The sequence below is a fragment of the Glutamicibacter sp. TV12E genome (genome assembly GCF_052441935.1).
Taxonomy (GTDB): Bacteria; Actinomycetota; Actinomycetes; order Actinomycetales; family Micrococcaceae; genus Glutamicibacter.
This window is the reverse complement of the sequence record NZ_JBQVVF010000001.1, coordinates 559,911-581,853: the sequence shown is the minus strand read 5'-3', so window position 1 is coordinate 581,853 and position 21,943 is coordinate 559,911. Positions and strand designations below refer to the sequence as shown.

Genomic DNA, 21,943 nt, shown 5'->3' with positions numbered 1-21,943 from the left:
CACCAACCTACAACGCCATGAACGCACCGAGTTGTGACAGTGCCTGCGGGGAAGACGGCAGATAATCGGTGAGCCGCTCGCTGCGCACGATAATCGCTTTCCACTGTCCTCGGGAGACGGCGACGTTAACCCGGTTTCGATTCAAGAGGAACTCGATGCCTCGAGAAGCATCGTCCGCGCTGGAGCAGGCCATGGTCATCAAGACAATCGGCGCTTCTTGGCCCTGGAACTTGTCCACAGTCCCGACTTTGACCGCGTCCAGCCCCTTCGAGGCCAGTACCTCGCGAACCAGATTGACCTGGGCGTTGTATGCGGCGACTACCAGCATGTCGGTGGGTTCCAACGCTCGTTGGGGTTTACTGGGGCCGGGAGTCCACAGCATGCCAAGATGATCGCGAACTAGCTGGGCGATGGTTTCGGCTTCCTCGACTGAGCTAACGGTGTTGCCACGGTGCGCGACCAGCGTAGTGCTCACTCCCGCAGGCGTGCCTTCAAGCACACGCTGACCCGCAGCCGGGGCCGAAAACAGCTGGTGGTCATAGCTCAAGGCCGAAACCTTGGCACATAGTTCCGGGTGCATGCGCCATGAAGCAGCCAGGAAATAGCCCAGCTGTGGCGGCAGCACGGGTTCGCCAGCAGAGAGCCACCCCAAGGCCGATTCGTCAACGGGCTGCGGATGCGATCCCTGGGTAACCTGGGGCAGCTGTTGCGGATCGCCGAGCAGCAAAAGGTTGCGCGCAGCTCGAGAGACGGCCAAGGTATTGGCCAGCGAGAACTGGCCGGCCTCGTCGATGACCAGCAAGTCGAGACTGCCAGCGGGCACCTTGGACCCGGTGAGGGTCCAAGCCGTGCCGCCAATGAGCGCGCCATCGGCCGAACCCAGAACTTCAGAGATCGAGTCCTTGGAGGTTCCGGCCCACGGTACTGGATCCTTGTGCTTGACCTCCTTGGCGACTACTTCCGGGTCTACTCCCGCCTCGACTGCTTTGCGCAACACATTTTCAACCACTGCGTGGGACTGGGCCACGACCCCGATTTTCCATCCTTCATTGATCAGCTCGCGGATCACGTGGGAAGCCACGAAGGTTTTTCCAGTGCCGGGAGGACCTTGGACGGCAAGGTATGAATGGTCAAGATCTTTCAACGACTCCACGACCGCTTGATAGATCTGGGGCTGGCCGTCGGCCATCATCGGTGCTGCGGGTGCCGTGAGCGTTTTGAATCGCGGGGCGGTACGGCGCAAGATATCGATTCCCGGCTGTTGCGGCAGAACCGGGACAGTGGATCCGACTTTTTGGGCAATCTCCAGCAGGGCATCATCGATGCTCTTGGTCATCAACGGCTTATCGGGGGTCAACGCCATGGGAAGTGAACCGTAGGGAGGGATCTTGCCGCTCGATTTTTCAGAGACGATAATCCATCCTTCACCAACTTCCACCACGGTTGCGTTAAATGCTCCTCCACGAAGCGACTGGTCGACTTCCATGCCCTCAGGCAGAGGGGCCGTAAACATGGCAAATACCGATGACCCGGGGGAGAGCAGCGAACCTTCGGCCAGCGCGCCATTGAGCTTGGTGATCCGCGTGAAGGTCCGGGCCCGTTCGGTGGGCTTGTGCCATTCTTCGAGGACTTCGGCGCTATCCACCGAGAAAACTCCGCGGACATCGCTCCAGTCATCAATTGGTGCGGAGAGCCGGTCGAAGTGCTCCCACCAAAACTGCTTTTTCTCCCGGCGGTTATAGCCGGTAGCGGCAGCCACCATGGCGATGGCGCGGTCGTCATCACTAAGTGCCTGTCCCTGGGGAAGGTTTGCCAGGTAGTCCTGCAAACGCAGTTCTTCCGCGCTGGGCTCGTACTGTTCTTTGGATTCCTCCTGCAATGGAATAGCAGGAAGGCTTTGAGGCTGGTGTTCTTCGAGGGAAAGCAGCCAGTCGCGCAAGCGCAGGGTCGAGAGGCAGTCGTACTCGTTGTAGTCGGCAATCGAGGCCAGTATCTCGTTGGCTGTGGGAGTATCGTGCGCATCGCGTGCCTGCATGTACTGTGCGTAGGCAACTACTGAGGCGCCGGCATCGGTGACGTCTCCGGCGCGCAGATGCTGGCCCATGTATAGCGGCTCAAGTTTCTTGATGGAGTATGAACGGGTGGAGACCACTAAGGAATTTCGGACGGTTTCATACAGGTCCACGAGGAGGTTCTCGCGCAGCCAGGTATCGACTTCTTCTTCACCCGCGATGTGCACCTGCGAGAGCTTGCGCAGGGCGCTCTTTTCGTAAGCGGCGTAGTGGTAGATCTTCATGTTCGGATACCGCTGCCGGCGTTGCTGAACGTAGCTGATGAAATCCAGGAACGCCTGGCGTTCCTCGGCGCGGCTGTGCGCCCAGAAGGGCTTGAACACCGGTTCCCCGGTGTCATGTTCGATGACTCCGAACAGGTATTCCAAACCCCACGAGCCGTCGGTACGATCCTGATATAGCGGGTCGCCTTCAAAATCAAAGAAAATATCGCCGGTGTCGGGAGCAGGAAGCTGCGAAATGGTTTGGCTGGATTTGATCCTGAAACTGACGCCTTGGACCTCTCCATCAACGCGGCCCAACCCAAGCTGCATTTGCGCCTGATCGATTATTCGAGCCAGCGAGGATTCAGGCGGTGCTTCCAGGGCAGCTAATTGGTCGATGGTGAATACGCCGCGTTTTCGCAGTTTTTCACGTTGCACCATGGACATTCCCGCCACCAGCAACACGTCTCGGGTTGCCTGGGCTTGCTCAGCGCAGTAATCGCAGCGGCCGCAAATGCGCATCAAATCCGAGTTCCATGCAACTGGCTCCGAGGACTTGCGATGCTGCTGGATCATCGACAAGAAGCGTGCGCGTTGGGCTTGGAAGACCGGAAGCACCTCATCCACGCGGTGAACGGAATGCGTGCCGTCTCCGAGGACGAGAGTGGTCTTGGCAGATACTTTGATGCCTTCCGCGATCATCTGATCCGCGTAGGCGGCAACTTGCAACAGGGCGCTGACCCGCGCGTGGCGAGCCAACTTCGTATCCCAAACAGCCCAGGAACCATCTGGCTGGCGCACCAAGAAGTCGGCGAATCCAATGAAGGAACCATCAAAGAATGTGGCTTGGAAAATGACATCGGCTCCATTGCGCAAGACTTGCATTGTTTGCTCGTGGGCTGCGCGCAAGCCTTCGGGAGTCATCGTTGGGCGGTCATGGAATTGCTTGACTCCGGTGCCTTGGACCGGATCATAGTCGCCGTAGGCTTGCACCAGTTCTTCCAGGACATTGTGTTCGTGGACATCACCGAGGATGGCGGTGCGTTCCAGCATTTCGTCCCTGGCATTTTCTGCTGCTGGACGGCGGCCAAGTTTCACGTCCAGGAGAAATAACGACTGAAAATTGCAATCGACAGACACGGCAAGGTCACTGGCCGAGAAGATGAACTGATCCTCTAAAAAGAACACGGGGCCGGCGCCTTTCGCTGACTGGTATCTACCTAGCCAACGTAGCACCGGCCCCGGACAGAATCATTGTTCTGCAGCGTGGACGACGTGGTTCACTGCCTGTTGGTTCTCAGGAAATTTCGTCCTTCGACTTCTTGGAACCGCCGAGCAAGAGGGAGAGCAGTGCGACGCCAGCAGTGACGCTGTTGACCGCTGGCCATGCACCGATCTTCTTTGCCAATGGGTGCGAAGCACCGAAGCCGCCAACATAAGCGCTAATCAGTGCGATTGCCTTGGCTGTGCCTGCATCCTTTTTCCAGATGAGGAACGAGCCAACGCCAGCTGCACCGAGCACCACGGCGGCCAGTGGGCGTTTTTTGGTGGCGCGGCCGGTAGCGTATCCGCCAGCCAAGCCGGTGACGGCCAATGCGGTTGAAGCTAAGCGAGACATGAAGATCCTCCAAATATTTTGCACAACATCTCGCTATGCAGATTATGCCTTGCACCTGTGATGTTTCCCTGAAGGCAGGGGAAAGGCTGGGTCGGATCTGCTGCAGTCCGGAGGTGCTTGCGAGAATGGGGAACATCGATGGGCGATTGAGGAGCTCGAATGAATTTGGATATTGCTGAAGCCTGGCATCGCCTGGCACAGCCGGTGGTTGTCGATCTGAACTCATGGCAATGGCTGATTATTGCTGCTGTGGTGCTGGCGATGGTGATTCCGGCCCCAGCATGGCGCATTACCGGACTGTACTCAACGCTGGTCCACGAACTCGGCCATATCGTCTCCGCGCTGTTCACCGGAAGATTTGTCACTGGACTGCGGTTGGGGTGGGATCATTCCGGCGAAGTCGTGAGCCGCGGGCGCGGAAAATTCTCGGTGATTGTTTCAGGGATATTCGGATATCCCGCGCCGTTGTGGGTTTCAGCTTTGATGTTCTGGGCAATTTCCATCGGCTACGCAGGCCAGGCGCTGGGGATCTACGCGCTCTTCTTCCTGCTTGCACTGGTTTTTGTCCGCAACTGGCCGGCATTTGTGGTGTGCACGGTCAGTGCCCTCATCGCCTTGGGCGTCGTCTTCTTCGCCCCGGTGGAGGCCTACCTTTATCTCTCCCTGCTCATCGCAGGATTCTTGCTGATTGCAGGATTGCGTGACTACGCGAAGCTCTTGGCAGTACATACTTGGCGGCGCCGCGACGTGGCCCAGTCCGACGCCTACTTGATTGCCCGGGCAACGCACACCTTTGCTGGCCTGTGGCTCTTGGCGATTCTTGCCCTTGGGGCGGGCGCGCTGTGGTGGGCAAGCAGCAGCCTATTGACGTTGTTCTGAGCGGTTTTTCATGTCCTTGCGCAGCGTTCGGCGCGTCGTGGCCCGGGAAATTACCCAAGCGGCGGTGGCAGCTGCTCCTATCGGCAGAAGTTTCATCTTGCGTTTGCCGGTTCTCTGCGGATCCATTTCCATGTCCTGGAGCGGGTCGCCACCATGATTGATGCGGACTTCTTGCGCTTGGACTAGGTCCTTGTAATTTGCCAGCTCTTGCTTGGCCACCAGGGTGTCATCGCGCAGGGGGAGCAGGATGTCGTCGGTCGCGGGCAAGCCGGCGCGCAGACGGCGCAGGCGGATGAACTCAATATCAACCAGCGCGCCGAGCAGCAGCGCGATGTTGCTGATCCAGCAGGCCAGCACCAGGATAATGACACCGCCGATAGTCCCGTAGGTAGCTGAATAGCTGGCGAACTGCGAGAGATAGATTCCAAATCCAACGAGGGACAGTCCCAAAATGACGAGGGCGGTAAGGGTTCCGGCAGAGAACCAGCGGAATCGTGGACGCTTGACGTTCGGGGTGAAGTAGTAGAGCAATGCCAACACGAGAAGAATCATCACCAGCATGATCGGCGGCTTGGCGATGTTGAGCATCAACACGAAACTATCGCCCAGGCCGACGACGTTGCCGATACCGCGGGCAATGGATCCTGAAGTGACCAGCAGGACAAGCGTGAGAACTGCAACCAGCATGATCAATACGGTGATGAGGAACATCTGCGGACGGCGTTTCCACTGCGGGCGTCCTTCGGGCACGCCATGGAGCCGATTCATGCTGCGGCCGAACGCTGTGACATATCCAGAGGTGCTCCAAAGAGCACCGAGGGAACCGGCGAGGATGGCCCAAAAGGTTCCGCTGGCTTGCGATGCCAATCCTTCAAGCAGCTGCTCGGTGGTGTCTAGCAGCTGTTGCGAATCGCCATTCGATGCTTGGCCATTCGGAGCCAGACCCTGTTCCAGGATCTCCATGATCCAATTGGTCCCGCTATCGCTGGCGCCTGCCAATGACAGCAGCGAGATCAGTGCCAACAGTCCCGGGAACATGGCCAAAACCATGAAGTACGAGAGGGACGCTGCGACATCCAAGCCATCGTTTCTGAAGAATTCACGCAATGCGCGGGGGAAGCAGTTGAGAGACTCTTTCATGTGCTCTTTGGTGAATCTGCCTTTGTCTGGCATGTGCTTCCCCTGTCTGGCTAATGAATTCATCAGTGCGACGATCTGCTTTCGCACATCACACTACCTAACCATCTCTCTGGTGACTAGGTCATTTAGATCAGCGTCGCGTCTTCTTCCCGAGCGAGCATCCAAGTGTCCTCGCAGGGAGGCCGAGGCGCCTCGAAGAAATGTTCATGCTCAAGGCGCCGAAATTGGTGATTGCTGATTGCCAAGGACCTCGCTATGGAGCGTGCGAAGCGGCGCTCTTGACACGCGATTCTGGCGCTTTTCAGGGGACGGGAACGGATTGAAAGCTATATCACAGAAACTTGTTTGATATCCAGTTCAGATTTGTAACATTCTCGCCGGTTCACAAGGAGTTTAAGGATCTTCGTGCCGCCCAAATTTAATTTTTTTCCGAGATGGTGACCTGTAATTACGCGGAATCTGGACGTTTCCTGAGTTGCGAAGGGGGCGGGGGTCTGGGTTAGGGTCTTTATAACGTTTCGATAACACTCGCTGTGTTATTGGGGAAACAGGTACTACCGGGACTTCCAAACCGCTCGCCAGGGTAGTGCTTCATACAACGTCGAAATGCGACGCTGAGCGGTGCACGAAGATGGTCTTGGACGACCTGAGCGCGGGAAGAGCACTGGAGAATCATGATCCAGCAGAAGACTAAGAAATTGATCCGCCGCGGCGGAGCCTCCTTGGCAGCAGTAGCAGTAGCCGGTGGTGCAATCGTTGCCACCACTGCACCAGCAAATGCTGCAAGCACCTGGGACAAGCTGGCTCAGTGCGAGTCCGGCGGAAACTGGTCCATCAACACCGGTAACGGCTACTACGGTGGCCTGCAGTTCTCGCTGTCGACCTGGAAGGCATTCGGCGGCTCCGGCATGCCAAACCAGGCATCGAAGGCCGAGCAGATCCGCATCGCAACCAAGGTCCAGGCTTCGCAGGGCTGGGGCGCATGGCCAGCATGTACCGCGAAGCTAGGCATCAGCGGAACCCCAACCGGTGGATCCTCGAGCGATTCCTCGTCGAGCACCCAGACCAAGCAGGCCGCTCCAAAGGTTGCCGAAACCAAGAAGGCTGCTCCTAAGGCCACCCAGACCAAGCAGGCCGCTCCACAGGTTTCCGAGAGCAGCAACTCGGTCAAGTCCACCAAGCAGGCTGCTCCAAGCAGCTCGGGCAAGCACGCGGCTCCGGCTCCACAGGCTCCAGTGTTCAACATTGATGTCACCGACTCGGGCAAGAACTACACCGTCAAGTCCGGCGACACCCTGGCCAAGATTGCTGACCAGCTTGGTGTTGACGACTGGCGCGGCCTGTTCGTTCTGAACGACGATCAGCTGACCAACCCAGATCTGATCATGGTTGGCCAGACTCTGAACGTTCCAGCGAACTAATTTCGCTAGACCAGCAAGCTAGGTCCGCAGAATGCCAATTGGCGCTCTGCGGACCTAGCTGCATTTAACGCACCTGTGCATGGGAGCAAAAATGCGCAGTACGCTGGTGGCATGCGAACAACCGATGATGCTGGGCAATCCACTGAAAAGATCCTCGGTGGCGGTTTTGCGGAATCCGGGGTGCTTGAATTTCCGGCGGCGGTCAAGATGCAAGGGCCTCGATCGTGGTGGAACGGACCGCTGAATGTCGAGCAGCTCGCGCTGGGATCGGTTGGCCTAGTAGCTGCAGCGCTGCGCTCGCTCAGTGCAGGCCGACTGGATGCGGGCATCCAGTCGGATCAAGTGGCCGCCGCCTTCGGCTCCTCAAGCCTTCTGCGGATTAATGGCGAACAATCCCAGGGCTTCGCCGAGCACTCGGGCTTTTACCGCACGGGTGATGGCTGGATAAGAACCCACGCGAATTACCCGCATCATGAACAAAGGCTATTGCATTCTGTGGGGGCTTCGGCGGGCGACCTTCGCGAATCCCTGGCAGGGCTCTCGTCAATTCAAGCCCAAGAGCTTATCGTGGCTTCGGGCGGTGTGGCCGCGGCAGTGCAGACTCGTGCCGAATGGGCTGGATCAGCTGCAGGCCAGGCGGCCAAGCGCGGTGCATGGGCACAATTCACGCTTCATGAGGCGAACGGAAGCAAGACCTGGAGCTACGCTCCTGGTGCCAACCGGCCACTGGAAGGGCTGCGGGTCCTGGACCTGACGCGCGTTATTGCCGGGCCGACCGCGAGCCGGACGCTGGCCGCCTTTGGCGCAGAAGTATTACGCGTAGACGCCCCGCAGCTGCCGGAGCTGCAGGCGCAGCATGTTGATACCGGCTTCGGCAAGCGCAGCACCTTGCTGGATTTGTCCTCACCAGTTGATAGTGAGCGCATGGCTCGCCTGCTGGAGGGGGCCGACGTGCTGATTACCGGGTACCGGCAAGGGGCACTGAGCCGTTTTGGCCTGGACCCGCAGAGCCTTCAGGAGAAGTATCCAGAGCTGATCATTGCTGAACTTGATGCCTGGGGCTATGAGGGCCCGTGGGCCAGCCGCCGGGGCTTCGACAGCATTGTGCAAGCTGCCTGCGGAATTTCCGATGCCTATCGCACCGAGCGTGGTGAACCTGGCGCTTTGCCGGTACAAGCCTTGGACCACGCAACGGGATACGGCCTGGCTGCGGCTGTCATCGCCATGGTTCAGGCTCGATCAGAGCGCCGTGGCGTTGGCCTGGTGCGCTTTTCCCTCGCGCGCACGGCAGAGGCGCTCGTCGCGCTAGGGGCACCGGAAATCCCGGACAAGGAACTGGAAGATCCTCGTACCGGGCGGATGGCAAGCTCTTATGGCGAGCTGGAGTACGCGCTGACGCCTTTTCTCATCGATGGGCATCTGCTTGGCTACCGCGCAGCGTCACCGGCCTACGGGCAGGACGAACCGATCTGGCTTTAGCCCATGGCCGAGCACTGAAGCAGCAAATTGCTCGGCGGGGTGCCTCAAGGCGCTCGACAAAGCCAGGAATCGCTGCCTGCTTCGCCTGCCTGGCCAAGCCTCTGGCAGCATGCCATCAGGAAGTCCCGGATCAAGGTAGGGCAGGGCGCGCCAAGCGTCAATCATGCCCACGTAGCCCCGGTAGGCCTCGGCCGGATCTGCCTGATCCGCGCTGAGCCCGGCGGTAGCTTCAAGGAATTGCTGATGCCTTGAGCCAAGCTGTTCCAGGTCCCACCATTGCGCGGCGGCTTCGCGGGCCGTGGCGGGGAAGTGCGGTTGCTGGACTGTGAAGATCGTTGCCTGCGCTCTAGCATGCAACGCCTCCAAGGCCGCGTCGACCTCTTCACGCAGATATTCCGGAAAGATCCATAAGCCTGCAGCCACCAGTCCGCCGCCGAGCTGCAGGAAATGTTTGCGTATCTGATGGCGCAGCGGGCGCAGCGTTTCCGGCAGGGAATAGGCCACCAGGCACCACGGGTCCATTGCGGACATCTGCCGGGGAGTGAAAATGCGGCGGCTGCCGCGTTCGAACATCGCCTGGGCCATCTGCGGTACGCGCAGGGCCGAATCGGTGCCGTTCTCCAGCACCTGCTTGTCGATCAGGCGGGAAATGGCAGTCTGCGCTGCTGCCGTGGAAATTCCCGCCGCTGTAGCCAGCTCGACAACGTGCGTTCGCGGTATCGGGGCTAGCTGGTGGCGCAGGTATAGCCCGGTAATGGTTCGGATGATGGATGTGGCACTGCCTGTGCGAGCCTCGAAGTCGTCGAGGCTGAACGCCGATATCGGGGTGCTAGTTGCCAATTTCGGTGCGCACCGCAAAAAGCTCGGGGAAGAAGGTCAGATCCAGGGCGCGCTTGAGGAAATCGACCCCCGAGGAACCGCCGGTGCCGCGCTTGAAGCCGATGGTGCGCTGGACAACGCGCAGATGGCGGAAGCGCCAGGCCTGGAAATTGTCTTCAACGTCCACCAGGTCTTCGCAAGCCTGGTAAAGGCTCCACGCGGTTTCTTCGGATTCGTAGATTTCCTTGAACACTGGCACCAGTGCTTCTTGGAAGGTCCACGGCTTGGTGAGGTCCCGCGACAGGATCTCCACGGGGATCTGGTATCCGCGGCGGGCCAGCGCCGCCAGGAAAACGTCATAGAGGCTTGGTTCGTGGAGCAGCTTTGCCAGCAGCTCGTGGGCCTTGGGATCTGCTTCGTGGACTTTGAGCATCCCTTCGTGCTTATTGCCCAGGATGAATTCAACAGCGCGGTATTGGAAGGACTGGAATCCGGAGGAGGAGCCGAGGAAGCCGCGGAACTGCGCGTATTCCCGGGGCGTCAAGGTAGCCAGGACCGACCATTGCTCGGTCAGGGTTTTCTGGATGTGCTTCACACGGGCCAGGCACTTTAGTGCTTTGCCGATGTCGTCGAGGCCCAAAAGCCGCCGGGCTTCGAGCAGCTCGTGGAGCATGAGCTTGAGCCATAGCTCGCTGGCCTGATGCTGGATGATGAACAGCATTTCATCGTGATGCTCGGGCACGCTGACCGGGTGCTGCGCGGAGAGCACGCGGTCCAGGTCCAGATAGCTGCCATAGGACATGGTGTTTCTGAAATCGGTGCGGACGCCCTCTTCGATGTCGCGCTGGTTTTCGGTCTGTGGCTTCTGGCTGCTCATGGCATCAGCATATCAATATTCTTACCATCGTCACAGTATTGAAAATATGGATCGGGAATACAATTGGCGGCCACTGGGTTGATACATGCATACGCATATAAAAATTGAAAGGGCGGCAGCAATGAGCAAGTCGGTTGTAGTGATCAGCGGTGGTTTGGGTTCTCCCTCCAGCTCTTCCTTGCTGGGGCGGCAAATTGGCGAAAGCATCGCAGCAAAGCTTTCATCGGAAGGCGTCCAGGCTGATGTCAGCAACATTGAACTGCGCGAGCATGCCAGCGACATCACCAACAACATGCTCACCGGGTTCGCCGCCCCCGGCTTGCAGCGCGTGATTGATGCCGTCATCAATGCAGACGTCCTGGTTGCTGTCACCCCGGTATTCACCGCATCGATTTCTGGCCTGTTCAAGTCATTCCTTGACATCCTCGATCCCAAATCGCTGGATGGAAAGCCGGTGGTGCTCGCGGCAACGGCAGGAACCCAGCGCCACCAGCTGGCGATCGACTATGCAATGCGCCCGATATTCAGCTACCTGAGGGCCAACGTCATGCCCACGTCGGTCTTCGCGGCCTCTGAGGACTTCGGCGGACAAGGCATCGCCGGAACCCTGGCTGAACGCGCTCGCCGGGCAGCCGGCGAAGTGCTACTGGCCCTCGGCGCTTTTGACGGGCGCTTCGAGGCTGATGCTGCTCTGGGCGATACCCGATCGATCGCCCCGTCGGTCAGCGAATTTGCGGATCCGAACGACGAGATGACCTCGCTTCCCTTTGAAGAGCTGCTGGCCAATGTGAAGGCATCGGGCAGCTAGCAGGGCCGGAAATGTTAGTACGATGTGCCCTGCACCCAGAAGCTGGGTACGATCAAGAAACGTGAGCCATCTCATTGAGTCGGTCGGTGGGTGCTCACCTTGGTTTGAACTGAAGTGAAAGGTGCAGCGCCGATGCTATCCGAGGAAACAATCACGGCCATTGCCGATGAGCTGGTCCAGGCCGGCCAAACGCGGACTCCGGTGCCGCGTCTCACCGCGCGCTACCCGGAAATGACCGTAGAAGACTCCTATCGCGTGCAAAACCTCTGGCGCCAGCGCTCCGAGGCCGCCGGCCGGGTACTGGTGGGCCGCAAAATCGGGTTGACCTCGCGGGCGATGCAGATGGCTACCGGCATCACCGAACCTGACTACGGAATCATTTTTGACGACATGGTCCACGACTCCGGGGCCACGTTCAACTTCTCCGAATTCACCGGTGCCCGCGTGGAAATGGAACTGGCTTTCAAGCTCAAGAAGGACATCGAAGGCCCCCGCGCCAACATTTTTGATGTGCTGGAAGCTACCGAATACGTGATTCCCGCCCTCGAAATACTCGATGCCCGCATCGAGATGGAAGGGCGCACCATCGTGGACACGATCAGCGACAACGCCGCCATGGGCGCCATGGTCATTGGCGGCAACCCCGTGAAGCCCGACGCCGTGGACCTGCGCTGGGTTTCGGGCATCTTGTTCAAGAACCAGACCGTGGAAGAAACGGGCGTGGCTGCCGGCGTGCTCAATCACCCCGCCGCTGGCGTGTACTGGCTGGCCAACAAGATCGCGCCGCACGGCGACAAGCTCAAGGCAGGAGAACTGATCCTTGCCGGATCCTTCACCCGCCCAATGTGGGTGGACGCCAACGACACTGTTTTTGCCGACTACGGACCGCTGGGAACTGTGACATGCCATTTCGAGTAGAACCCGATCCATCGCTCAAGGATGCGCTGAAAGATGCCGCCCGCCCGCTGGCCGGCATCTGGGTGTGCTCCGCCTCGCCCTTGATCGCCGAAATTTGCGCCGGAGCCGGATTCGATTGGGTTTTCATCGACGCCGAGCATTCTCCGAACGACCTGCAGAACATTCTGGCGCAGCTCCAAGCCGTGCGCAGCTACCCTGTGGTGCCAGTGGTGCGCCCGGCGGTCAACGACCCGGTTGTCATCAAGCAGTTCCTGGATCTCGGCGCGCAGTCGCTGATTATTCCCATGGTTAATGATGCGCAACAGGCCTCAGCGGCTGTGGCTGCCTGCCAGTACCCGCCAAAGGGGGTGCGCGGTGTCGGCTCGGCGCTGGCACGTTCGGCACGCTGGAACCGCATTGACGGCTACCTGGCCCGTGCCGATGAAACCATCACCCTGATGGTGCAGATCGAAGCCGACGAAGCCGTGCGCAACGTCCAGGAAATTGTCGAAACCGACGGCGTCGACGGCATATTCATCGGGCCTTCCGACCTGGCAGCCTCGATGGGTGTCATCGGCCAGCAAAACCACCCCGACGTGGTGGCCGCCGTGATCACGTCCATCAACGCCGCGAAGTCCGCCGGCAAATACGCAGGGGTCAATGCCTTCGACCAGAACAGCGCCCGCAAGTACATGGATGCGGGAGCTGATTTTGTCGGAGTCGGCGCAGATGTGGCGTTGCTGGCCCGTGCCACCGAGGCGCTGGCCGCGAGCTTCAATTCCGGAGAACAGGCACCAGCACCGAAGAGCTACTAAAGCGCTGGTTCTGGGCAATCGCCCAGGGTAAGGTTGCGCGTCGAAGGGCACAGGGCGCGCTGAATGGTGGCAACATTGACAGTGATGAGTCGCGAAAAGAAACCCATGAAGGCCGTGATGTTGCGTCTGCGCAACGGCTGGCCAATGCCCCTGGCGTTGCAGGGCGTGTTCGAGATCCTGCAGTCCGTCGTGTTTTGCCTAGCCTTGATCATGCTGCCCCTGGTCGCTGTGTACTTCAGCGGCGGGTTCTTGGAAGATTCCTTCAACATCATCTTGCAGTTTGCCGGATTTGCCTGGCTGCTGATTCATGGGGTCCCGGTAGAGTTGCTGAACCTCGGGCCGGAAGCCGACCCGGCTTCCGTGTCCGGGTGGATCACGCTCATTCCGCTGGGACTGTCGCTATTGCCGTTCTTGTTCTGCCTGCGTGCCGGACGGCGCATTGCCCGTGCCTCCTACACTGACCAGTTGTGGCAGGGGCTGCTCGGCGCCTTCATTGCCTATGGCGGGATCGGCGCGGCGGTGGGTTCCTTGTCCAATAACAGCTACGGGCGAGTCAACGTGCTGGCCGCAACTTTCATCCCGCTGGTCATTGCGGCGCTGGGGCTGATCATCGGAGCGCGACGCGAGGCAGGGTCCTGGGCCCGGCTCTTCGGCGTCGACATGGCCGCCTATATCCAGCGGATTTCCCCGCACCGCCGCTGGGCCGGGTCCTATGTCTGGCACGTGATCGTGGCCGGGTTCCTGGGCTATGTCGCTGCCGTTGGCATCAGCGGCCTGCTACTGACCATCAATCTGGGATTGCACTGGACCGAGGTCGCCAACGTCTACCAGGAACTGCGGCCGGGGCCGATTGGCTCCGCTGCGCTGACCCTGGTGCAGCTGTCCCTGATTCCCAACGCGGTCTTCTGGGTCCTGTCCTGGATTAGCGGTGGCGGCTTCACCCTTGGCACTGGGAGCACCCTGTCGACGCTGGAAACCACTGTTGGCCCGCTGCCTTCGATTCCCATGCTGGCTTCCCTTCCGACGGGCGAGATGTCTCATCAATGGCTGTTCCTGCTTTTGCCGGTGGCTGCGGGCATCATGGCCGGCTGGTACTTCTTGCGCGGGGGAGAGAACCACCTGGAAGACTGGTTTGCCCGCCGCATCCCGTTCAACATGGTCTCCTTGGGCCTGTCAACGGCCTGCCTGTCGCTGTTCACCGGTATTGTTGCCGCTGCCCTGAGCCTGATTGGCTCGTGGCTGGCTTCCGGTTCCCTGGCTATTGGCCGGCTGGTCGACCTCGGCCCCAACCTCTGGCTCACCGCGGGCGCCCTGGTCTTGCAGGTTGGCGTGGGCACTGCCATCGGATACCTGATTGCCCCGCTCTTTGAAACCGACCCGGTACTCGAGGGGTAGCGCCGGCGGAGCATGTTCTGCTGGTCGATGGCTGCCACGCCACAGCGGACTGGCGACCGCGCCGTGGATCCAATCGCTAGCTGGCGGATTCAGCTGGCGCTGGAATCCAAATCCCACAAGTGATGCACAAAATCGTGCCACGCATACTGGTTCAGGGATTCCACGGTAAACGCCGAGCCGTTCGAGCGCAGGCCACGCCGGGAATAGGAGGACTCGTCGATGCTGCGCAATTTTTCTGCGTACTTCGTGGCCGCGCCACGAAGCTGTGCCGCAACCTCTTCTGGTTCCAACGCGTTGTAGTTGCCTTCCTCCGCCGCCTGATCCTGATCCCAATTGGGGAAGACCGGCTCGTCATGCTCCAGCATCAGGTCCAACCGGCCATCCATGATCACCAGCATCTGCGCCACGTGAGCGGCGTACTCTTGATCGCTCCACCGCGCAGGGTTGGTCCTCACACGGGCCTTGGGCCTGGACAGGACGGCAAGATAACGCTCCACGCCATCTGGCAATTGCCCGATGACATCTCCGGGAGTCACCGTGCGCACGTCATATCGGCACTGCGGGCAGACCGAGTCCAAGACAAAGGTCCAATTCTTCTGGTCCGGAACAATTTCGCTCATGAGATCATCTTGCACTGCGGATGATGGCCCTGCCACTTTGCGACCGCGGCAGGCAACAAACTGGTGCCGAATGAATAACTAGTCGCCGTGAACCGTAGAATTGAGCCCATGCGCATTGTGGTTTTGGTTTCAGGCACCGGTTCTAATCTCCAGGCAGTCATCGACGCGGTGCAGGCCGGCGAACTGCCCAACGTCGAGATCGCCGCTGTCGGCGCCGATAAGCACGATACCTTCGGCGTGGAACGCTCGGCCCAAGCCGGAATCGAAACCTTTGTGGTGAACTTCAAGGATTACGAGGATCGCAAGGACTGGAACCACGCGCTGACCGAAAAGTGCCTTTCCTACACGCCGGACTATGTGGTGTCCTCCGGCTTCATGCGCATTGTCGGCGAAGAATTCATCAATGCCTTCGACGGCACCTATATCAACACCCACCCCGCCCTGCTTCCGTCCTTCCCGGGCGCCCACGGAGTGCGCGATGCGCTGGCCTACGGCGTGAAGGTCACCGGATGCACCGTGCACATTGCCGATGCCGGCGTAGACACCGGCCCGATCCTGCGCCAAGAAGCGGTGGCCATCGACGATGATGACACCGAAGAGACCCTGCATGAGCGCATCAAGATTGTGGAGCGCCGACTGCTGATTGCCACCCTCGCGGATCTGGCACAGGGCAAGTAGCCTTCCCGCTGGTCCTGGGGCGCCCGAGGACGAGCCGCCAAGGTGGGTAAAATTGATGTCGAGATGACTGAGCAAACACCCCAGGCCGAAACGGATGCACCCACCGAACTGTTCACCGACGCGGAACTGGCCACCGCGCTGAAGGTGCTGTCGGTGGTGCACCAGCTGGATTCCGACGACCAGCGCCATATCGCGGTGCGCCGTGCAACCAGCAACATGTTCAAAGCCGCCAAGCGCTACCGCAAGTCGCAGAGGCGCGCTGAAATCAGCGCCGCGGACCGTGCACTGATCGAGAGCACCGCCACCGGTTCGCCGCAGCGCCTGGATGATGAAACACTGGGCCTGGACCTGAGCACGCCAACCCAGGGCGAGAGCGCCGGAGAATTCCGCAAGCCCCGTGGCTGCTACATCTGCAAGCAGCGCTACACCACTGTTGATGCCTTCCACCACTACCTCTGCCCAGACTGCGCGGCAGCCGGACGCGATCGCCGCGAGGCCCGCGCCGACCTGAGCGGCAAGCGCGCGCTGCTCACCGGCGGACGCGCAAAAATCGGGATGCATATTGCCCTTCGCCTGTTGCGCGACGGGGCGCACACCACCATCACCACGCGCTTTCCCAAGGACGCGGCCCGGCGCTTCGCCTCCATCGAGGACAGCGGCCAATGGCTGCATCGGTTGCGGATTGTCGGCATCGACCTGCGCGATCCGGCACAAGTGATCTCATTGGCGGATCGCGTGGCCGCCGAAGGCCCGCTGGATATCTTGATCAACAACGCCGCCCAGACCGTGCGGCGCACCACCAACTCCTACCAGCACCTGATCGAATCCGAGCAGCAGCCGCTGAGCCGCGGGTTGCTCGCCGGCCATGGCGGCCCGGAGCTCTGGGGCGAAGCCAATCCGCCTGCCGAGCATCCCAAGGCCCTGGCCAGCGCGTTCAGGCTGGAGGACTCCGCGTTGCTGGCTCCGGCACCGCTGGGCAGTTTTGACGCGCAGAAGCTGGCTGAACTGGCCATGAAAGCCGGATCGGCCTCGCTTCAACGAATTACCGCAGGCACCGCCATCGACGCCGGAGGCCTGGTTCCCGATGTGGTCACCGAGAATTCCTGGACCCAGATCCTGGGGGACGTGGACGCGCTGGAGATGCTTGAAGTGCAGCTGTGCAATGTCACCGCGCCCTTCCTGCTGGCCTCGCGCTTGCGCCCTGCCTTGGCAGCCAGCGACGCGCGGCGCAAATACATCGTGAACGTCTCCGCCATGGAAGGCCAGTTCTCCCGCCGCTACAAGGGTGCCGGCCATCCGCACACCAATATGGCCAAAGCCTCGCTGAATATGCTCACCCGCACCAGCGCCGAAGAAATGCTGTCAACCGACCGAATCCTGATGACCGCGGTGGACACCGGCTGGATCACCGATGAACGGCCGCATGACTCCAAGGTCCGCATGGTCGCCGAAGGCTGGCACGCACCACTGGACCTGATCGACGGGGCAGCCAGGGTCTACCAGCCAATTGTCGACGGAGAACGCGGAATCGATCTCTACGGCTGCTTCCTCAAGGACTACGAACCGTCGCCCTGGTAGGGCGCCGATTCACGGTTCTTCGCCCATTTCTGCCAGGATCCCGCGCAGGTTGCGCAGGGCATAGTGCTCCCGGGACTTCACCGTGCCTTCCGGAATGTGCAGGTCATGGGCTGCCTGGGCCACCGTGGAACCGAAAAAGTGCAAATGCAGCACCACCAGCCGATGCTCGGCGCTCAAGCGCATCAGCGCCTGCTGCATCAGCATCCGATCCAGAACCTGGGCATTGCCATCCGCGGCTCCGGAAGCTGCGGGATCCGCATCGCCCAGCAGGTTTGCATGAATGCGCGCCGCGGCCCGGCGATGCTCATCGATGATGACATGCCGTGCCGTTGCAAACAGGTAGCCGCGCAGCGATCCGGTGATTTCCGGTGCGGCCTTCCAAACTTTCAGCACGGTTTCCTGCACCACGTCATCGGCTTCTTCCCGGCTGCAGTACCCGCGCAGCGCGAAGCGGCGCAGGGCATCTGCATGCTCGCGGTAGATCTTGGACACCAGCTGGGCATCCCGGGGCGCCTTGGCTCCGCCTGGTCTCGGCTGGGGCAAGGCACTAGGTCCTGGAACACGCCAAGGCGGCACGTGGTTCATCCATGGCCCAAGTATGGGCAAGATTCTTTCCCGGCGGTGAACCTGGCGGGGATTCCCTGCGTCCTACAAGGTAGGGGCTGAATGCCCACCGCTTGAGGTGGGTCCAGCTTTCGAGAGGGGATCGGATCATGGGTATCAAGAATGGCAAAAAATGCGCGGCCGGGGCGGCCGCGCTGTTCGGCGCCGCGTTGCTGCTGGCAGGCTGCTCGGGAGATGGGGGATCGGAGGGCGGAACCGGCGGCATGTACGGAGGAGGCGGGGAAAGCACCAGCCAAGCCCCTCAGAAATCATCCTCAGGGTTGGATCTCGGGGTGGCGACCACAGAATTGGGCGACGTTGTGGTGGATTCGAAGGGGATGACCCTGTACTACTTCACCAAGGATGAGCCAGGCACCACGACCAGCGCCTGCACCGGGGATTGCCTGGCCAAGTGGCCGATAGCCACCACCACGAGCGATGACCCGACGCTGGAGGGCGTTTCCGGCGAGGTGAACTCCATCGAAAGCCCCGACGGGCAAAAGCAGCTGACGCTCAACGGCATGCCGCTGTACACCTTCGCCCAGGATGCCAAGCCCGGGGACACCACCGGACAGGGCGTGGGCGGGGTCTGGTACGCGGTGGCCCCGGACGGCACGATGATCCAGTAGACAGCGGGAGCCTGCCCAAGCAAAGATCGGGGCCGGGACCAACACGCAGCTGCGTGCCGATCCTGGCCCCTCAAGCCTGCGGGCTACTGCGCCAGGCTGAAGCGCAAGGTGCGCACCTCGAAGGGTCCCAGCGCCAACGGCAGCATGCCGTCGGCGAGGTCGATCGCGCCGTCATCCAACGGATCTTCGAGCAGGCTCGCCGTAGCCGCTGTGGCCACCGGGACGTTGAGCTGCAGTTCGCCGCGGGCACGACGGCCCAGCGACTCGTAGACTCGTACCAGCAGGTCGCCGGAACGGTCGGCGGCCAGCTTCACGCTGGAGACCACCAGCCCCTCGCCCGTGATCCTCACCAAAGGAGCCACGGGCCGGGAACCATTGACAGTGCGCTCGGCGCTGTTCAGCAAGGCTCCGGCCTTGGTCACCGCGGCAATATCCGCGCCAATGACCAGGCCATAGCGGTGGGTCTGCAGGCCCTGGTCCGTTTGCGGATCGGGGAAGCGCGGAGCACGCAGCAAGGACAGGCGCATCGTGGTGGTGACCTGGGCGTCCTTGGCGTCGCGGGTAACGTCAAAACCGTAAATGGAATCATTGATCACCCCGACCCCGAAGCCGGGTTCCTCAGCCAGGGCGAAACGGTGCATGGAGGTCTCGAACTTCGCGGCCTCCCAGCTGGTGTTCACGTGGGTCACGCGCTTGTGATAGCCGAATTGGGTTTCAGCGGCAATCTGCTCGGCGCGCACATCCAGCGGGAAGGCAACCTTGAGGAACTTCTCTGCCTCGTGCCAATCGGTGCTCTGGAAGATCTGCACGGTGCGCTCACCGGGAGCCAAGGACAATTCCTGCACCACGGCGGACTTGGAGAATCTGCGCTTGATGGTGACGACCTGGCTGCCGTCCTCGCGCGAGGCCAGCTCCAATGAGTCGCAATCGCGCAGATCGGTGACCTGGTTGCGGTAATACTTGTCCACGTCCCAGGCATCCCACATATTCGGGAAGTCCTGGTGCAGCTGCAAGAGGTTGGCTTCCTGGCCCGAGGCGATGGCCTCGCGTCCGGTCGCCAGATCCACCGCCGAGGTGATCAGGCCCTGGGCATTAATCACCACGCGGATCACGCCGTTATCAAGGACGTAGCCGCCGTCGGCGGCCGTTGCCTGTACCTGGGCCGCGGCGGCAGAGTCCAGCGCCTTGGCTTCGCCGAAGGCCAGCATGTTGCGGGTGAACGCGGCACCGTTGAAGGTGATGGGAGTCGAACCGGTTCCGGCAAGGCGCTGCTGGGCCTCGCGGATCAGCTGCTCGGCTTGCTCGACGACCTGGGCATAGCGTGCCACGACTTCGCGGTGCACCCACGCGATGGATGTGCCGGGCAGGATGTCATGGAACTGATGCAGGAGCACGGTTTCCCAGAGATCGTCCAGCTGCTCGTACGGGTACTCGGCGCCGGTGTATGCGGTGGCCGTGGCGGCCCACAATTCGGCTTCGACCAGCAATTGCTCGGTGCGGCGGTTCCCTTGCTTGGTCTGGTGCTGGCTGGTCAGCGTGGCACGGTGCAGTTCCAGGTAGAGCTCGCCCACCCAGACCGGTGGATTCGGAAGCTCGGCCTTGGCGCGGTCGAAGAAGTCATTGGGGTGCTCCCACTTGACCTGGGCACTGCCTTCAAGGCTGGCCAAGCGCTTGGCCTTCCCAGTCATCTCGCGCGTGGTGCCGCCGCCGCCGTCGCCCCAGCCCACCGGGGCGATGGAATTATTGGCGACGCGCGCTTCACGGAACTGGCGGGACGCCTTGGCCACTTCCTCGCCGGAAAGCTGCGAATTGTAGGTGTCCATCGACGGGAAATGGCTGAAGATGCGCGAGCCGTCAATGCCTTCCCAATCGAAGGAGTGATGCGGGAATTTGTTCTGCTGGTTCCAGGAGATCTTCTGGGTGAAGAACCACTCGAAGCCAGCGCGGCGCATCAGCTGCGGCAGGGCGGGGGAGTAGCCAAAGGAATCAGGCAGCCACACGCCCTTGGAACTCACGCCGAATTCGTCGCGGAAGAACTTCTGGCCGTACAGGAATTGGCGAACCAGCGATTCGCCGGAGGGCATGACGGTATCCGACTCGACCCACATGCCTCCTAAGGGCAGGAAGCGCTCGTCGGCAACAGACTGCTTGACCCGGTCCCACACCTCGGGACGGTGGGTCTTCAGCCACTTGTACTGCTGGGCGCTGGACATGCCGTAGAGGAATTCGGGTTCATCGCCGAGCAGCTCAACCATGGACGAGCAGGTGCGCGAAACCTTGCGGATGGTTTCCCGCAACGGCCACAACCATGCGGAGTCAATATGCGAGTGCCCGATCGCCGAGATCTGATGCGCGCTGTGCTCAGCGGGTGCGGAAAGCACCCCGGAGAGTTCGCCGCGGGCCCGCTGCGCCGTGGCGGTGATGTCTTGCAGGTCCAGAACATCCAGGGCGTTATCCAGGGCCTGGAGAATCTGCATCTTTCGAGGGCCCTGGGGCACCTGCTCCTGAAGGTCCAACAGCACTTCGAGATCCAGCGCCAGGTCATGGACAGCTGGTTCGAAGACTGCCAGATCCATGCGGCGGGTGGTGTAGAGCTTGCGGCTCGAGGAGGTGAGAATATCGCCCTGCTCAGTTGGCAAGAACGGGTGGTGGTCCAGCAGCACCGGATTGGATGCGGCTTCAAGGTACAAATCGACCACTTCATCGCCAGCGGCAGATTCCGCGATCGGCACCCACTGGTTGCGCGGGTTCAGCGCCTTGATGGTGATGCCGTCCGGGCGATAAACCAGTCCCTCGCATTGGAAGCCGGTCATGTTCACATCGAACCCGAGGTCGATGACTGCTTCGACGCGGCGCCCAGCCCAGCTGGCGGGAACCGTGCCCTCGAGGTGGAACCACGTGGTGCCCCACGCGGCACCCCATGAAGTGCCCACCTGTGTTGGCGAGAATTCCAATGCCAGCCCCTCGCCCGGGGTGACAGGTTCGCCGGGAAGCTCATGCCACGACACCTTCAGGGGAACCGACTGGGAGTAGATGGCAGGCAGGACACGCTCCTGCAGTACTCGTTTGACTCGACCGGTGGTCAGTGAGGTGTCGTCGTGCATTGCTGCCTTTCCCAGGGTGCTACCCCGGTACTCAGCGGGGCGGTTCCCTGCCAGACTACCTAAAAATCACTGATGATCAGCTATTTATTCGTGTGATGTCTCGATAGATCAAGCGTCACCGATGTGGTGATACGGAATTGCCACCGATGAATCGAGAAATGACAACCTAGACTTGGCGAAACGCTGCAATCGTTCTGATCACCGGAACCGGAACGGAGCAAGGGATCACGGGTTGGCCGCAGTATGACGAGTACGGTAATCAGGGGATGGCAGTTTTTCCCGAGGCGGCGGTGCTGTCCTTGACCTCG

The 21,943-nt window shown here is 60.8% G+C and carries 18 protein-coding genes; 10 read left to right on the top strand and 8 right to left on the bottom strand.

Features of this window, described 5'->3' with window-relative positions; translation table 11 throughout:
• Positions 1-7: 7 nt before the first annotated feature.
• A complete protein-coding gene (locus tag ACT7DV_RS02600) occupies positions 8-3,463 on the bottom strand; it encodes a TM0106 family RecB-like putative nuclease (RefSeq protein ID WP_444660771.1) in 3,456 nt (1,151 codons plus the stop codon).
• 109 nt (positions 3,464-3,572) lie between these two features.
• The gene (locus tag ACT7DV_RS02595) at positions 3,573-3,893 is read right to left on the bottom strand and encodes a hypothetical protein (protein WP_146277725.1); all 321 of its coding nucleotides are present in this window, start codon (positions 3,891-3,893) and stop codon (positions 3,573-3,575) included.
• A gap of 159 nt (positions 3,894-4,052) precedes the next feature.
• Here ACT7DV_RS02595 and ACT7DV_RS02590 point away from each other — a divergent pair, with 159 nt between their 5' ends.
• Positions 4,053-4,772: a M50 family metallopeptidase gene (locus ACT7DV_RS02590; protein WP_444660770.1), complete on the top strand. Its 720-nt coding sequence runs from the start codon at positions 4,053-4,055 to the stop codon at positions 4,770-4,772.
• On the opposite strand, the gene ACT7DV_RS02585 is transcribed toward ACT7DV_RS02590, so the two are convergent.
• Entirely contained in the window at positions 4,755-5,912 is a 1,158-nt protein-coding gene (locus ACT7DV_RS02585; RefSeq protein WP_444660769.1) for a YihY/virulence factor BrkB family protein, read from the bottom strand. The genes ACT7DV_RS02590 and ACT7DV_RS02585 overlap by 18 nt on opposite strands.
• 674 nt (positions 5,913-6,586) lie before the next feature.
• Between ACT7DV_RS02585 and ACT7DV_RS02580 the strand changes: the two genes are divergently transcribed.
• Positions 6,587-7,333 (top strand): transglycosylase family protein, encoded by a 747-nt coding sequence (locus ACT7DV_RS02580; RefSeq protein WP_444660768.1) that lies wholly within the window; start codon positions 6,587-6,589, stop codon positions 7,331-7,333.
• A 111-nt stretch (positions 7,334-7,444) separates the two neighbouring features.
• Entirely contained in the window at positions 7,445-8,812 is a 1,368-nt protein-coding gene (locus tag ACT7DV_RS02575) for a CoA transferase (protein WP_444660767.1), read from the top strand.
• Here ACT7DV_RS02575 and ACT7DV_RS02570 read toward each other — a convergent pair.
• A complete protein-coding gene (locus ACT7DV_RS02570; RefSeq protein WP_444660766.1) occupies positions 8,774-9,652 on the bottom strand; it encodes a PaaX family transcriptional regulator in 879 nt (292 codons plus the stop codon). The two genes, ACT7DV_RS02575 and ACT7DV_RS02570, sit on opposite strands and share 39 nt — an antisense overlap.
• A complete protein-coding gene (gene kynA, locus ACT7DV_RS02565; RefSeq protein ID WP_146277729.1) occupies positions 9,642-10,508 on the bottom strand; it encodes a tryptophan 2,3-dioxygenase in 867 nt (288 codons plus the stop codon). The genes ACT7DV_RS02570 and kynA overlap by 11 nt, the downstream gene beginning before the upstream one ends.
• 121 nt (positions 10,509-10,629) lie before the next feature.
• Between kynA and ACT7DV_RS02560 the strand changes: the two genes are divergently transcribed.
• From ACT7DV_RS02560 to ACT7DV_RS02545, 4 genes are all read left to right on the top strand, one after another.
• Positions 10,630-11,316, top strand: coding sequence for a CE1759 family FMN reductase (locus ACT7DV_RS02560; RefSeq protein ID WP_444660765.1), 687 nt, complete (start codon positions 10,630-10,632; stop codon positions 11,314-11,316).
• Between the two features lie 132 nt (positions 11,317-11,448).
• Positions 11,449-12,234, top strand: a complete 786-nt coding sequence (gene hpaH / locus ACT7DV_RS02555) for a 2-oxo-hept-4-ene-1,7-dioate hydratase (protein ID WP_257745923.1) — start codon at positions 11,449-11,451, stop codon at positions 12,232-12,234.
• Positions 12,219-13,028 (top strand): aldolase/citrate lyase family protein, encoded by an 810-nt coding sequence (locus tag ACT7DV_RS02550; RefSeq protein ID WP_444660764.1) that lies wholly within the window; start codon positions 12,219-12,221, stop codon positions 13,026-13,028. The genes hpaH and ACT7DV_RS02550 overlap by 16 nt, the downstream gene beginning before the upstream one ends.
• Positions 13,029-13,112: 84 nt before the next feature.
• Entirely contained in the window at positions 13,113-14,423 is a 1,311-nt protein-coding gene (locus ACT7DV_RS02545; protein ID WP_444660763.1) for a cell division protein PerM, read from the top strand.
• A gap of 89 nt (positions 14,424-14,512) precedes the next feature.
• Here ACT7DV_RS02545 and ACT7DV_RS02540 read toward each other — a convergent pair whose 3' ends face one another.
• Positions 14,513-15,043: a DinB family protein gene (locus tag ACT7DV_RS02540; RefSeq protein ID WP_444660762.1), complete on the bottom strand. Its 531-nt coding sequence runs from the start codon at positions 15,041-15,043 to the stop codon at positions 14,513-14,515.
• A gap of 108 nt (positions 15,044-15,151) precedes the next feature.
• Here ACT7DV_RS02540 and purN point away from each other — a divergent pair, with 108 nt between their 5' ends.
• Both purN and ACT7DV_RS02530 read left to right on the top strand, forming a co-directional pair.
• On the top strand, positions 15,152-15,721 hold the full coding sequence (purN, locus tag ACT7DV_RS02535) for a phosphoribosylglycinamide formyltransferase (RefSeq protein WP_444660761.1): 570 nt from the start codon (positions 15,152-15,154) through the stop codon (positions 15,719-15,721).
• Between the two features lie 63 nt (positions 15,722-15,784).
• The gene (locus tag ACT7DV_RS02530) at positions 15,785-17,299 is read left to right on the top strand and encodes an SDR family NAD(P)-dependent oxidoreductase (protein ID WP_444660760.1); all 1,515 of its coding nucleotides are present in this window, start codon (positions 15,785-15,787) and stop codon (positions 17,297-17,299) included.
• A 9-nt stretch (positions 17,300-17,308) separates the two neighbouring features.
• Here the strand turns inward: ACT7DV_RS02530 and ACT7DV_RS02525 are convergent, their stop codons facing one another.
• On the bottom strand, positions 17,309-17,842 hold the full coding sequence (locus tag ACT7DV_RS02525; protein WP_444660759.1) for a sigma-70 family RNA polymerase sigma factor: 534 nt from the start codon (positions 17,840-17,842) through the stop codon (positions 17,309-17,311).
• A gap of 170 nt (positions 17,843-18,012) precedes the next feature.
• Between ACT7DV_RS02525 and ACT7DV_RS02520 the strand changes: the two genes are divergently transcribed.
• The gene (locus tag ACT7DV_RS02520) at positions 18,013-18,531 is read left to right on the top strand and encodes a COG4315 family predicted lipoprotein (RefSeq protein WP_444660758.1); all 519 of its coding nucleotides are present in this window, start codon (positions 18,013-18,015) and stop codon (positions 18,529-18,531) included.
• A gap of 83 nt (positions 18,532-18,614) precedes the next feature.
• Here ACT7DV_RS02520 and ACT7DV_RS02515 read toward each other — a convergent pair whose 3' ends face one another.
• Entirely contained in the window at positions 18,615-21,635 is a 3,021-nt protein-coding gene (locus ACT7DV_RS02515) for an alpha-mannosidase (RefSeq protein ID WP_444660757.1), read from the bottom strand.
• Between the last annotated feature and the right edge of the window lie 308 nt (positions 21,636-21,943).